The sequence below is a fragment of the Streptomyces sp. NBC_00523 genome (assembly GCF_036346615.1).
Taxonomy (GTDB): Bacteria; Actinomycetota; Actinomycetes; order Streptomycetales; family Streptomycetaceae; genus Streptomyces.
The window spans coordinates 20,392-34,288 of the sequence record NZ_CP107836.1 but is presented as its reverse complement, the minus strand read 5'-3'; the positions used below and the strand labels follow the sequence as shown (position 1 = coordinate 34,288).

The window sequence follows — 13,897 nt, the reverse complement described above, 5'->3', positions numbered from 1 at the left end:
ATGGAGCGGGCCCCCGGCCTTTCCGGCCGGGGGACCGCACGAGGTGCACTGGTCAGCTGCGGCTGGTTTTGCGCCAGCCGAAGGGGCCGGGGAGGTTCATCGAGGTTGTCCGGCGCCCGGTGCTGCTTCGCGTGTGGCGGGTTCCGTGCTTACCACCAGTGGTGATCGACCAGGACTTCCGGTTGATGTTGAGGCGGACACCGGGCAGGATCCTGAAGCTCTTGCGGAATGTCAGCGGCATGACGTCTCGCTTTCTCGGTGCGCGCGAGGTTGCGCGGGTCCACTGATCCTGTCTTCGAAGCCAGTTGACTTCCCTGTGCCCAGCACCGTGCGTTCCAAGCCACCCGGGGGCCGGCCGGGGCTTGGTGCAGCGGGGCGTCAGGTCCCGCCTTGCTGTCACGGCAGGAGGGCAACTCCTCCTCACCGGCCGCCCGCGACACTGGCTCTCCTCACCCGGCCGGCGTGTCGGCAACGCCCACTTCGCGTTGCCGAACGAGCAGGTGTGACGGAGGTCAGGATGCTCGCCCGCCGACCGTCTCAGTGGGTGCCCCGTCGTGTCTGCCCAGTCCCGGAGCAGCTGGGCGTTCAATGAACGCATGACCCTTGATCGGCCGATGTACCGCGTCAAACGGCGGCTCCTTGGCAAGCCGCTCACCACCGCGAGCGTCAGTGAGGAGAAGCTGAGCAACCGGACGGCGCTCGGCGTGTTGGCGTCCGACTGCATCAGTTCGTCGGCTTACGGCTCCGAGGAGATTCTCAGGGTCCTTGTTCCGGTCGTCGGAGCGGCCGCCTTCACGATGGTCATGCCGGTGACCGGTGCGATCCTTCTGGTGCTGCTGCTCCTGACGGTCTGTTACAGCGATGTCGTCACGATTTACACCCGAGCCGGCGGCTCCTACGTGGTTGCCCGCGAGAACTTCGGGCCGAACGTCGCCCAAGTCGCCGCTGTGGCCCTCCTTGTCGACTACATCGTCACCGTCGCCGTTCAGGTGTCGGCCGGCACGAACGCACTGATCTCGCTCGCCCATCTGGCCGGCAACGGCTGGACGGGGCTGGACCATCTCCAGTTGCCGGTCTCCGTGCTGGTGATCGTGGTGCTCGCGTACGGCAACCTGCGCGGAGTCCGAGAGGCGGGCCGGATGTTCGGGGTGCCCGCGTACCTCTTCATCGCCGCCATGAGCCTGGTCTTCCTCGTCGCGGCGGTCCGCGCACTCATGGGCGGGCTGCCGCATGCCGACCTGAACGCGCCCGGTGTCGTGGCGCTGGGGTCTCCCGGCGACGGCTGGCTTCAGGGCGCGTCGCTGTTCATCGTGGCGCGAGCCTTCGCCAACGGCGGCTCGTCCCTGACCGGCCTCGAAGCGATCTCCAACGGCATCTCCGCCTTCCGTGAACCGCAGGGCCGCAACGCCCGGCACACCTTGATCGCCATGAGCTGCGTGCTCGCTTTCCTGGTCCTGGGCGTGTCCACCCTCGCGCATTTCACCCACGCCGTCCCGTACACCGACGGAACCCCCACCGTCATCGCGCAGGAAGCGAGGCTCGCCTTCGGGAACGGCACGGTCGGGACGATCGGGCTGGTCTTCGTCCAGCTGGCGACCGCGCTGGTCCTCTACACCGGTGCCAACACCCCCTTCACAGGGTTCCCGTTCCTGGCGAGCTTCGTGGCGCAGGACCGGTTCCTGCCGCGGGTCCTCACCCGGCGCGGACACCGGCTGGCCTTCTCCAACGGCATCGTCACCCTCTCCGCTCTCTCGCTGGCCCTCCTGCTCGGCACGGGCGCCAATGTGGACCGGCTCGTGGCCCTCTACGCGATCGGCGTGTTCACCGCCTTCACCATGGCAGGAGCCGGCCTCACCGCGTATCACATGCGCAGGCGCGAGGCCCTGCGCCGGGCCAAGATCACGGTGAACGCACTCGCGGCGGTCGTCTCCGGCGCCGTCGTCCTGATCTTCGCCGTGACCAAGTTCTCCGAGGGCGCCTGGCTGGTCGTCGTGGTCTTCCCGCTCGGTGTCTGGATGCTGATTCGCATCAACCGCGAGTACCGGCGCGAGGCCGCTGCCCTGGAACGGCTGCCCACGGACGCGGACCGGCCGCGTACGCGCCGCCACCAGGTGTTCGTCCTCGTCGAGACGCTGGACCTGGCCACACTGAAAGCCCTGCGGTACGCCCATGAACTGCGGCCCGACACGGTCCGGGCCGTGCACTTCGCCATCGACGAGGCCCATGCGCGCCGACTGTCAGCCGTCTGGGCGTCGACAGCCGCGACCTCGGTCGAACTGGAAGTAGTGGCCTGCCCCGACCGGCGGCTGCGTCACGCGATGCGGGAACTGGCCGTGCGCACCACGCAGGACGGGGAGACGTCCCTGACGGTGCTCGTGCCGAGGCGGCTGTACGCGAACGCCCTCGGCAAGCTCCTCCACCGGGGCACGGGCGAGAAGATGTCGAGGACGCTGGAGCAACTGCCGCACGTCGCGGTCACGATTCTTCCGTTCAACGCGTCGCACGCCATGCGGGCCCTGGAGTCGCACCACCTGCCCGGCACGGACTGAGACGGCGGCTGTTCAATGATCTCGGCGAGGTCTGCCCGCGGGCAGACCTCGCCGAGATCGTGTACGGGAGGGACGAGCGGGTCGGCACTCGGAAGCGACGGGGCCGGACGGCCGATTCGGGTGTCAGGGTGAGGGGCAGGGGCCCGGGGTCCGGGTGAGGGAGGCGCGGGCGCCGCCGACGACGATGTCGGTGCCGTCGGACAGCCGGACGTGCAGGGCGTTGACGACGAGACCGTGCCCGTCGCCGTAGACACGCTGTTCGTTGAGGGTGACCGTGCCCAGCTGCGGGAGGGTGATGACGGTGTTCGGTGCCGGGTGGGCGGCGAGCGTGGTGTTTCCCACCCGGGCCCCGGTGAGGGTGGTCGTGCCGGTGGCGGTGATCGTGTCCAGTGCCGTGGGTGCGGTCGCGGTGGCCGTGGCGGTTGCCGTGCCCGCGCTGACCAGACCGCTGAGAAGGTGCAGCCCGTTGACGGTGGCGGTTGAGGTGGCCGTACGGGCACTGCCGGTCCCGGCAGTGCCGGCCGCGTTGGTCGCGGCGGAGGTGAACGCGCCGGTGGAGGAGCCGAAATGGGTGTTGCCCAGCTGGGCGCTGTCAGTGGCCGGGTCCTCGGTGCAGGTGACGTCGGAAGGGGCCAATGGTGCGGCCGCGACGGCCCGGGCGTGCGCGTCCATGAGCAGCGCCACGAACGTCACCGAGGTGCAGCCGGGCGGATCGATGCCGTGCCGGGCGGTGGTCGCCGTGGCGCACAGGGTGTACGTGCCGCTGCGGGCGGAGGTCACCCGGACCGTGATGGCGCAGGACTCCTGACCGACGGCGAGGTCCCCGCCGGAGGTGAGACCGTGTCCGTCGGGGGAGACGGCGACCGTGCCGGAGGAGCAGTCGGTGGTGGCGGAACCGGGGTCGGCGACGAGCCCGGGCGGTAGCTGCTCGGTGAAGGACCAGCCGCGCTTCGCCGCCTTCTCGGTGGTGTTGGTGACGGTGAAGGTCAGCGTGGTCGGGTCGCCGGCGCCCACCGGGTCGGGATCGAAGGCCGTACTGAGCTGCGGGGTGGCGTCCATGATCCGGAGGTTGTCGATCGCGCCGTCGTTGCCGGTCCCGCTGGCCTGCGCGTTGACCATGCGGACACCGGCCGAGGACCCGGAGAAGAGCACGGCGTCGTCGCCCGCGTAGGTGCCGAGGTGCGTGCCGTTCGCGGTGACCGTGTCGGCGTCGGCGCAGGTGTCGATGGGGTCGGTGAACGCCGGGACGACCCGCTGCTCGTCGAGCAGGGAGAACTCCAGCAGCGGATGCGCGGCGAAGCAGTTGACGGCCGCCGCGTCCACCGAGAAGGTCAGGAAGCGGCCGGGCGACTCCACCGGAATCGACTGCACCGTCTCCAGCTGCGTTTTCCCGGCTCCCGGATTCCCCGCGGTGTACGCGGTGACGGCGTGGTTGCCGACCGGGTCGCCGCCGGTCCATTCGGCCAGCGCCGACGCCATGGCCTGCAGAGAGGGCCAGGGCGTCCCGCAGCCGCTGCCGGCCGGGGCGGTGGCGGGGTCCGCCGCCGAGACCAGCCAGCCGTTGCAGGCGGTCAGCCAGGCCGGGTCGGCGGTGTACGACTCGGCGAGAGGCGGAGCCCCGGTGTACGCGGTCAGCGGGCGGGGAGCGCCCGGGGCGTTTTCGAACCCCTCCTCGAAGAGCACGGTCGCCGCCCGGGGCGCAGGCGCGGCGGCGGCCACGGCCAGATGTGCGCCGGCGCCCGAGGCGGGCGCGGACACGGCTGAAGCCCCGGTGAGTGCGGGTGTGCCCGTTGCGGCGGCTGCGGGCAGTGCGGTGGCCAATGCCGCCGCGCAGGCCAGGCCGGATGCCACGGCGGCGCGCAGAATCGGCATGGTCCGGCGCGGCCGATCCGGTAAGTGTCTGTGCACGTCTTCCCCTCCTCGACTCGTCCCGTGGACCGCGAACGCGGTCTGCGGCACGTCCGTCGTCGGGCGGCGCGGGCCGCCCGACGGCCGCGATCGGACCCGAAAGGCGGTGCCCGGCCGCGAAACGGTAGTCAGTCTGGCCGCCGCGCTCGGTCCAGGCAGCGGCGCACACAGGAGGGCAGGGCGTCGCACGCCGGGCGCATGCATCCCCACACCCGACGGCCCCGACGACCCTGTCCGTTCGTGCCATAGGAAGGTTCAGTGCGGGTATGCCTTCGGCGGACGCTGACGGGGCAGCGTGGTGCGGAGCTCCTGACGGACAACTCGCTGTCCTTGGTCCTCTCCGTGAACCGGACGTTGCCGAAGTCACCGCGCACGGCGGCGGCCACGGATCCGTTCACGATGCTCGGGTGACTCGCGGGGTGGCGCTGGGCGTGCGCCACCGCGTCGAGATACAGCGCGCCCCCCCGCCCCGCCTCGAGCAGCGAGAACGCGCCGAGGCTCGCCATGTGCTCCTGCGTCCGGGTCCACCGCAGCCGCGAGCCCGGCGGGGGACCGTGTCGTGGGACGGCCTGGTGTGGCAAGGGCCTGGAGCGCCAGGCGGTGGCCGGTCGGGCAGACCGACCACCGGGGCGGCGCCCACCGGTCATCCGGCCGGCGAACGATCGGCCCAGGGCATGGGCGGGCGGCTCGCACCGGGAAACGGCCACCGAATCTCAGAGCCTTCTGATTTCGCGCCGCTAGCGTCCGGGCCCATGGTGCGCGACTTTCTCATCATCGGGGCCGGACCGGCCGGACTTCAGCTCGCCGCCCTGCTCGAACGCGACGGGCGCGACTACATCGTCCTGGAGAGGGGGAGCGGACCGGGGACCTTCTTCACCCGGTACCCACGCCATCGCCGGCTGATATCGATCAACAAGCTGAACACGGGTTTCACCGACCCGGAACTCAATCTGCGCATGGACTGGAACTCGCTGCTCAGCGACGACCCGGAGCTGCTCTTCACCCGGTACAGCGAGCGCTATTTCCCGCCGGCGGACGACCTGGTGCGCTACCTGGCCGACTTCGCGGCCCGTACCGGCGTACGCGTCGAGTACGGGACGGAAGTCGTCCGGGTCACCCGGGCGGACGGCGTCTTCACCGTGCGCGGCGGCGACGGACGTACCTGGCAGGCCAGGCGGCTCGTCATGGCGACGGGGATCTCCCGGCTCTACGAACCCCCCATCCCGGGAGTCGAACTCGCCGAGCGGTACGACACCTTCGACCCGGACCCCGCGTCCTTCACCAACCAGCGGGTGCTGGTCATCGGCAAGGGGAACTCCGCGTTCGAAACCGCCGACAGCCTCATCGAGAAGGCCGCGGTCATCCATGTCGCCGGTCCGCACTCGGTCAAGCTCGCCTGGAAGACCCACTACCTGGGGCACCTGCGCGCGGTGAACAACAACTTCCTCGACACCTACCAACTCAAGTCGCAGAACGCCGTGCTCGACGGCACCGTCGAGAGCATCGAGAAGGCGGAGAGCGGCGGCTACCGGGTGATGCTGCGCTACGCCCGGACCGTCGAGCCGTTGCGCGAACTCGCTTACGACCGGGTCATTGTCTGCACCGGCTTCCGCTTCGACGCGTCCGTCTTCGACGAGACCTGCCGCCCGTCGCTCGTCATCAACGACCGGTTCCCCGAGCAGACCTCGTCATTCGAGTCGGTCGACGTACCGGACCTCTACTTCGCCGGCACGCTGATGCAGCAGCGGGACTTCAAGAAGTCCACCAACGGCTTCATCCACGGCTTCCGCTACGCGGTGAGAGCCCTGCACCGCATCCTCAGCGCTCAGCATCTCGACACGCCCTGGCCTGCCCGCACGTTCACCGCGACACCGGACGCGATCGCGGACGCCCTCATCGACCGGGTCAACCGCTCGTCGGGGCTCTGGCAGCAGTTCGGATTCCTCGGCGATGTGGTCGGTGTGGACGGCGACCGGGCCGTGTTCCAGGCCGAGGTCCCGCTGGACTACGTCACCGACGGCGGTCTGGGGCCCGCCCCGCACCGGTTCGTCGTCGACCTGGAGTACGGGGCCGACCACGACCGGACCGACCCTTTCGACGTGAGCGTCCCGCGCGTCGTCGAGAACGACGTGGACCACGCGATGGACTCCACGTATCTCCATCCCGTCGTCCGCCACTACCGGGACGGTGTCCTCGCCGGTACTCACCACCTCGCGGAGAACCTGGAGAACGACTGGAACCTGCCGGAGGTCCACCGGCAGCCGCTCACCACCTTTGTGAAGGAGTGCCTTGACTGAGCAGTTCCCCGGCGCCGTACTCGACATCCTCGACGTGGCGGGTGACCGGACGGTGTTCGAGCATGCCGGCGTGGAGGTCTCCGGTACCCAACTCCTCGGCACCGTGCGGCGCGCGGTGAACGGCCTGCGCGGACATGGCGTCGGACCCGGCGACGGCGTGGCCATGCTGTTGGGCGTCGGCCCCGGAGCTTTCGCTGCGATCATCGCCGCCCACGTCGTCGGCGCACGGGTCGTCGGCGTACGGCCCGGCCTGACCGAGGAGCAGCGTAAACACATCGTGCGAGACGTCGGAGTGACCGTCACCGACCGACCCCCCACGGCCGGTGAGTGGGGGGACGGCCTGACCCTCGCGCTCGACGACCTGCTGGCGGCGACGGACGACGGAGTCCGGCCGCGGGTGCTGGCCCTGCCCGGGGACACCGCCCGGCTCCTGCACACCAGCGGCAGTACCGGCCTCCCCAAGGCGTGCGCCCAGACGTATGCGGCGATGACAGCCGGGTGGGCGCACCGACCGGACGCCTGGCCTCCGGCCGTCCGCGAACTCGCCGGGCGCCTCGACCGGTTCCTGGTGTTCGGCACCCTGGCCAGCCAAGTGATGATGGAGTACGGGCTGCTGGCGCTGGCAGCCGGCGGCACCCTCGTCACCGCCGACCCCCCGGACTTCCCTGACGCCCTGGTGCGTCACCGGGCGACCGCGAGCGTGATCACGGTCGCCCGGCTGACGAAGCTCGTGGCGGCGCAGCGTACGGCGCCGGTGGACCTCGGCGCGCTGCGCGCGCTGATGGTGTCGGGGTCGCCGCTGGAACCGGGGCGCGTGCGCGAGGCCGCCGAAGTGCTCGGCCCGGTCGTCTTCCACGGCTACGGCCAGACCGAGACCGGCATGATCTCGATGGCCACCCCGGAGGATCCGCCGGGCTCTCTCGGAGTGCCGCCCGTGGAACTGGAGATCCGTGACCCCTCGGGGCACCCGGTCCCGCCCGGCACCGACGGTGAACTCTTCGCGCGCACCCCCTCCCAGAGCCATGGCTACTGGCAGGAACCCGCCCTCACCGCCGACGTGTACTCCGGCGGATGGGTGCGTACCCGCGACCTCGGCCACCTCGACGCGTCGGGCCGGCTGTGGCTCACGGGACGGACCCGGGACGTGATCATCGTCAACGCCAACGTGTACTACGCCGGGCCCGTCGAGCGGCTGCTCTCCAGCCACCCCTCGGTGGCCGAGGCGTATGTCGTGGCCGAACCGGACGACCGTACGGGCGAAGCCGTCCACGCGTTCGTCGTGCCGGCGGCCGGGCGCGTGCCGGACCTCGCCGAACTGCGGGCGCTGGTGGCAACGGGCGTGGGGGAGGACTCCGCGCCGGCCCGGCTCACCGTCATCGAAGAGGTACCGCTCACCGCCGCCGGAAAGCCCGACAAGCAGCGGCTCGCCCAGGACAGCTAGCAGACCGGCCCCGCCCTCGTCACGAGAGCGGGGCCGGTCCTTCGCCATGTCTCAGAGTGCCGCACCGCCGTCCCGGCCCTTCGCGGGCGCCGCCGGATCGGCCCGCTCCACGGCCACGGACTCGCCGCGCACCAGAGCGTCGAGTTCGGCCTCCAGTCGAGCGGCTTCGTCGGGCGACGCCTCAGCCGTACGCGGGTTGCTGCCGCGCAGCGCCACGGCTCCGCCTGCCAGGGCCATCGGCAGCGCGACGAGCAGCGCGGCGGTGCGCATGCCCCCCGGCGCCGAAAGGACCAGGGCGATGAGCGGGGGCCCGAAGGCACCTCCGGACTTGCCGACCGCCGCCGCCCAGCCGCCGGCGGTTCCCCGGATGGCCAGGGGGAAGATCTCCGCCGTGTAGGGACCGATGAGAGCGATGACCCCGGCGGTACCGGCGAACAGGAGAATCACCGCGGTCAGGAGGATCGGCTCGCTGCCGTCCATCCCCACTGCGGCCAGGACGAGCAGCGCCGTGACGGTGAGGGCGGCGTACAGGGCCATGGTGCCCTTCGCCGACCAGCGCTTGTAGAGCCACGCCGCCACCACACAGGTCGGGATGGACAGAAGTGAGGACAGGAAGAGCAGGGTGGCGGCGGACATACCTCCCTCGTGCGATGCCTCCAGCTGGCTGGGCAGGAAGGTGATGAACCCCCAGTAGACTAGGCCCCAGGCGAGGGCGTAACCGCTGACGACCAGCGTCCTGGTCGTCTGAGGGTGTGTGAAAAGCACGGACGCGCGGACATGCCCGCGCGTCGCCCGCTGGGCGGTGAAGGCCGCCGACTCCGGGATCCACCGGTTCAGTGCGATGAGGATCAGCACCAGCGGGAGCTGCGCGAACCACAGGACACGCCATCCCGTCACCGGGATCAGCAACGAGGCCAGACCGGCGGCCGCCATGTAGCCGCCGGTGGTGGTGAGCCCGGCCTGCAGCACCATGACGGCGGCGCGCCGTCCCGGCGGCAGGCTTTCGGTCATCAGGGCGTACACGACGGGCAGCATGCCTCCGGCCGCCATCCCCATCAGCGCGCACATGACCAGGATGCCGCCGAAGGACGGCATGGCCCCGCACACCGTCGTACCGAGGAAAAGCAGGGACGCGATGAGGATCGTCGCCCTGCGTCCGATCCGGTCGGCCGAGCGGCCCCCGATGAGTGATCCCAGTACGGTGCCGCTCAGCGCGACCGTCGGCAGCCAGGAGATCTCGGCGGCGCTGAGCTGGAACTCCTCGCGCATGCCCGGCTGGATGAACGCCAGGGTGGCGGGCTTCATCTGGTCCACCATCAGCGCGAAGCTCAGCACCCCGATGAGACGGCGCCGGTGGCCCTGCGCTGTCCCGTCCGGAACGGCGGTCCCGGCCGGAATCCGACCGGGGCTCTGCACGACCGCGCGCCCCGAGACCACCACGCCCACGACGATGGCGGCCATCGCGGCCCACATCACGCCGGACATCCCCATCATCGCCATGTGAAAGCCCATCGACCGGGAATCGACGAACATCCACACGTGCTGGCCGACGCCCGTACAGGTGAGGGCCACACCTGCCCAGAACATCAGCGGCCGAGCGATCAGCGACGGGGGCCGGGCGGGCGAGGACGGGCGTGGTCCACTGGGCGTCATCCGTTCCCTCTCTCCACCTGGTGGACGGGACACCCTCCGGTCCGCCGCCCTTCGAAGTACCGCGTGGCCGGGCGCTGTTTGCGGGCGTGCAGGACCATCACCGTGCCGAGGAGCAGTTGGCGGACGCCCCGAGTGACGTCCTCCACCCCGTCCCGCAGCCGGACGAAGCCGCGGAGCGCGGCCAAGTGGCGGGGCCGGGGCGGCAGGCCGTGCGGGATCAGCAGACACGGCGCCCGGTGCGGAATGGAGCGCGTGTGGGAGACCGTCGAGTCCAGCCGGAACCGGTGCAGCACCTCCCGTACCGCGGCGCGCAGCGCGAGCGGCGACAGCCGCCAGGCCGGGCAGGGGCGGTTGGCCGCCACGCCGTACGGGATGTGATGGGCGTCCTTGACGGCCAGGTCCGCCCAGCGGTCCGGATCGAACTCGTCCGGCCGTTCGTATCCGGTGGCGTGGTAGCCGGGGTAGCTGAAGCACACCACGGACCCGGTCGGCAGAACCGTCTCCGCGTCCAGCGCTATGTCGCCGGTGGTGATGCGGTGGGCGATGCCGAACAGCGGATACAGACGCATCGTCTCGTCGAGCACCCGCGTCAGATACGTGTCGTCGTCCGGGTCCGCGCGGAGGCGCCGCTGCACCTCCGGGTGGCGGGCGACAGCGAGCAGGACGTGCGCGGTCGCCTCGGACAGCTGCACGACCGCCGTGTTGAAGAAGGTGCCCTGCAGGTAGTGCACCTGCTCCGGCACCGACAGGGAGGGCGGCAGCCGGTGCGGTACGTCGCCGGCCGCGACCCGGTCCCGCAGGTAGCCGGTGAGCCGGGCCCGGCGGCGCGGATGGCGCAGACCGGTGCATTTCAGCGCGGATATCACGTCATTGGCGTGCGCGGTGATCAGTTTCCGGGCCGGCGGCGGGCACGGCTCCTGGAAGACCAGTTCGTAGCAGAACGCGGCCCACGCGGGCATCATCAGGTCCCGCAGCCGTACGAGACTGATCCGTGTGTCCGGCACCGCGTCCAGCGCGTCCGCGACGGCGCGGGCGGCAGCCGCTGCGAGATCCGCCGAGTTCCCGGCGACGACGCGCCGCGTGGTCGCCGCCACGTCCTGGTAGCGCGCACCGGGCTCCAGGTGCTCCTGGTGCACCTCCGGTCCCGGCGCCAGCCAGTACCAGAAGAGGTCGGAGAGCCCCGCCCCCTCACTACGGCCGTCCGCGTGCGGGTGGGCATAGACCCGCTCGAACACCTCCGGACCGTGGGTGGCGTTCGGGAGGGTCACCGCCCGGTCCCCGTTGACCTTCTCGAAGATGTGGACGCGCAGCGCCACCACGGCGCGCGGCAGCCACCACGCGTCCGTGCCCGCCCGGGCCTTCACCACGTTCCACCCTTCCGCACCACCATGCCGGGTACCAGATCGGTGTTCCGGCGGCCACCGCACAGGGCGAGCGTGTGGTCGTACTCGTCGCGCAGCGTCGCGAGGACCCGCCGCACGCCCGCCTCCCCTTCGGCGGCCAGGCCCCACACCACCGGACGTCCGACGCCGACGGCCCTCGCACCGAGCGCGAGGGCCACCGCGACGTCGCTTCCCCGGCGCGCCCCGCCGTCGAGCAGGACCGGGACCCTGCCCGCGACCGCATCGGCGACCGCCGTCAGGCAGTCCACGGCCCCCGGGACCGCGTCGCACTGGCGGCCGCCGTGATTGGAGACGATCACCCCGGCCGCGCCGTGCTCGACGGCGAGGCGCGCGTCGTCCGGATGGAGGATCCCCTTGACCAGTACGGGGAGCGAGGTGGTGCGTACGGCCGCGGCGAGGTCCGGCCAGCGGAGCGCGGCGGACATCGGGATGGCGGTGAGCCCACCGGGTTCGGACCCGGGCAGGTCGCGCATGTTCTCCGCGGCGTATCCGGGCGGAAGGTCGGTGAACCCGTTGCGCAGGTCCCGGGTGTGCCGGCCGAACACCGGCGAGTCGACGGTCACCACCAGGGCCGTGCAGCCGGCGTCCTCGGCACGCCGGACGAGCGCTCCGGTGACCTCCGGGCGGGAATGCAGGTACAGCTGGAACCACACGGCCGGATCCGGGGCCGCTTCGCGCGCCGCCGCGACGACGTCGGACACCGCGATGGTGGCCGCCGTTCCCGTCACCAGCACGGCGCCCTCGGCGGCGGCCGCGCGCGCCGTGGCCCGCTCGCCGGACCGGTGCACCAGCCGGTGGAAGGCGGTCGGTGCCACGATCACCGGGGACGCGTTCGGGGCGCCCGGCAGATCGACGCCGGTCTCCCGGCCCACGCCACCACTCAGCACCCGCGGCAGCAGCGCGTACCGGTCGAACGCCCGCTCGTTCTCGACGAGGGCGCGCTCCTCGCCCGCGCCGCCCGCGACGTAGTCGTAGACGACCGGGTCCAGTACCTTCCGGGCCCTTTCGTGCAGTTCGCGGAGCGTCACGGCGCCACCGGGGCGGCCGTGCTGCGACGGGCCGTGAGGAAGGCGTCCAGCGGGACGCGGTGGACCTCCTCGCTGTCCCACTCGTTCTCCAGGTTCTCGGTGAGGTGGTGGTCGGCCACGAACTCACCGTCCCGGTACCAGCGGACGACCGGATGCAGATAGCGGCCGTCCAGGCCCGACACGTCCTGCTGGGACTTGCGGCCCGCGCCGACGTCGAACGGGTCCACCCGGTCGTGGTCCTCCCCGTACTCCAGGGTGATCACCGCGTACGCCGCCACCTCACCGAACTCCCCGGCCCGCACCGCCCCCGGCACATGGTCGACGGGTACCTCCTCGGCGTAGCGGAACGTGCCGTCCGGGGCGAGCAGCAGCAGGTCACCGAGGACGGCGAACTGCTGCCACAGCGCCGAGGAACGGTTCACCCGGCCGATCACCGCGTCGACGGCCCGCGCGGTGGAGTCCCCGATCACCGTCGTGGGCCAGGGCACGCCGACATGGCGCTGCCGCAGTCCGCGGTGCAGCGCGCGCACCGCGTAACGGAAGCCGTGGATGAAGCCGGTCGTCGCCTTCCCGAAGGAGCGCCCCTGCATCAGCGTCCCCGCGAAATAGAGACCGGGTACGTTGACCGACTCCCCGAGCGGCGTCAGCTCGGGAAAGCGGCCGTCGACGATCAGGGCCGGTGCGCAGGTGTCGTCGAAGACCGAGGCGTCGAACCGGAAGCCGGTCGCGACGATCACCCGGTCGTAACGGATCTCCTTGACCACCTCGTCGACCCGCTCGAAGGCGACCGGGACGTGAAAACCGTCCTGGTCACGCCGAATGGCCAGGACCCGGCCGTCGAGAAGCGCGTTCTGGGACTTCAACTGGTAGCTGTCCAGGAAGTTGTTGTAGACGGCGCGCAGATGTCCCACATAGTGAGTCCGCCACGCCATCTTCAGGGAGCCCGAGCCGACGACGTGGATGACCGCAGCCGTCTCCATCAGGTTCTCCGCCGTCTCGAAGGCGGAGTTGCCCCGGCCGATGATGAGCACCCGCTGGTCGGTGAAGGACTGGGGATCGGTGTCGATCGTGTCGTAGCGTTCGGCCAGTTCGACGCCCGGGATCGCGGGCAGGTTCGGGACGGACATCCCGGTGGCGACCACCAGATGCCGGGCCCGCCACACCTTGCCCGTGTGATCCGTGACGGCGAAGCCCTCCCCTTGCCTGGAGACCTTCGTCACCTCCGTGTCGTACCGCACGCGCACCCCGGTCCGGGAGGCGAAGTCCGACAGATAGCGCACCAGGTCGTCGGCGGGCGGGAAGTAGCGGGGACTGTACCGGGTGAACAACAGTTCCGGATCGTCGCTCAGCAGGGAGTTCCAGTCCATCCGCAGCCTCAGCTCCGGATCCTCGTAACCCGTGTGCACCTTGTTGTTCGAGATGAGGTAACGGTGCCTGGGGAACCGGGTGAAGAACGTACCCGGACCGCTGCCGCGCTCCAGGACGACGTAGTCCCCGCCGTCCCGCTCCAGCAGGGAGGCGAGCTGAAGTCCGGCGGGCCCCGCACCGATGATCAGGTAGTCATGGGTCATGCCCCGGAAGCTAGCCACCCGTTTTCAGAGCACTCTGAGATTGCCCG

9 protein-coding genes and 1 pseudogene are annotated in these 13,897 nt (G+C 71.0%); 3 read left to right on the top strand and 7 right to left on the bottom strand.

Going from position 1 to position 13,897, the window contains the following annotated elements:
* Positions 1-52 precede the first annotated feature (52 nt).
* On the bottom strand, positions 53-241 hold the full coding sequence (locus OHS17_RS00170) for a DUF4236 domain-containing protein (protein WP_330310469.1): 189 nt from the start codon (positions 239-241) through the stop codon (positions 53-55).
* A gap of 355 nt (positions 242-596) precedes the next feature.
* Between OHS17_RS00170 and OHS17_RS00165 the strand changes: the two genes are divergently transcribed.
* Complete coding sequence (locus tag OHS17_RS00165; protein WP_330310468.1) at positions 597-2,549, top strand: APC family permease; 1,953 nt, start codon at positions 597-599, stop codon at positions 2,547-2,549.
* 123 nt (positions 2,550-2,672) lie between these two features.
* On the opposite strand, the gene OHS17_RS00160 is transcribed toward OHS17_RS00165, so the two are convergent.
* Both OHS17_RS00160 and OHS17_RS00155 read right to left on the bottom strand, forming a co-directional pair.
* Positions 2,673-4,421 carry a choice-of-anchor P family protein gene (locus tag OHS17_RS00160; RefSeq protein WP_330310467.1) on the bottom strand — a complete coding sequence of 583 codons (1,749 nt, stop codon included), beginning with the start codon at positions 4,419-4,421 and terminating at the stop codon, positions 2,673-2,675.
* Positions 4,422-4,712: 291 nt separating this feature from the next.
* Positions 4,713-4,960: pseudogene (locus OHS17_RS00155) on the bottom strand (DUF1152 domain-containing protein); the annotation flags it as partial.
* Positions 4,961-5,209: 249 nt separating this feature from the next.
* On the opposite strand from OHS17_RS00155, the gene OHS17_RS00150 reads away from it, so the two are divergent.
* Together OHS17_RS00150 and OHS17_RS00145 are read left to right on the top strand one after the other, a co-directional pair.
* Positions 5,210-6,754 carry an NAD(P)-binding domain-containing protein gene (locus OHS17_RS00150; protein ID WP_330310466.1) on the top strand — a complete coding sequence of 515 codons (1,545 nt, stop codon included), beginning with the start codon at positions 5,210-5,212 and terminating at the stop codon, positions 6,752-6,754.
* Entirely contained in the window at positions 6,747-8,195 is a 1,449-nt protein-coding gene (locus OHS17_RS00145) for a class I adenylate-forming enzyme family protein (RefSeq protein ID WP_330310465.1), read from the top strand. Before OHS17_RS00150 ends, OHS17_RS00145 begins: the two co-directional genes overlap by 8 nt.
* 51 nt (positions 8,196-8,246) lie before the next feature.
* On the opposite strand, the gene OHS17_RS00140 is transcribed toward OHS17_RS00145, so the two are convergent.
* Genes OHS17_RS00140 through OHS17_RS00125 form a run of 4 tightly spaced genes read right to left on the bottom strand, consistent with a single transcriptional unit; the run spans position 8,247 to position 13,850 of the window.
* Positions 8,247-9,848 (bottom strand): MFS transporter, encoded by a 1,602-nt coding sequence (locus OHS17_RS00140; RefSeq protein WP_330310464.1) that lies wholly within the window; start codon positions 9,846-9,848, stop codon positions 8,247-8,249.
* Positions 9,845-11,215, bottom strand: coding sequence for a cytochrome P450 (locus tag OHS17_RS00135; protein ID WP_330310463.1), 1,371 nt, complete (start codon positions 11,213-11,215; stop codon positions 9,845-9,847). Before OHS17_RS00135 ends, OHS17_RS00140 begins: the two co-directional genes overlap by 4 nt.
* Positions 11,209-12,279 carry an alpha-hydroxy acid oxidase gene (locus OHS17_RS00130; RefSeq protein ID WP_330310462.1) on the bottom strand — a complete coding sequence of 357 codons (1,071 nt, stop codon included), beginning with the start codon at positions 12,277-12,279 and terminating at the stop codon, positions 11,209-11,211. The genes OHS17_RS00135 and OHS17_RS00130 overlap by 7 nt, the downstream gene beginning before the upstream one ends.
* Positions 12,276-13,850, bottom strand: coding sequence for an FAD-dependent oxidoreductase (locus tag OHS17_RS00125; protein ID WP_330310461.1), 1,575 nt, complete (start codon positions 13,848-13,850; stop codon positions 12,276-12,278). The genes OHS17_RS00130 and OHS17_RS00125 overlap by 4 nt, the downstream gene beginning before the upstream one ends.
* Between the last annotated feature and the right edge of the window lie 47 nt (positions 13,851-13,897).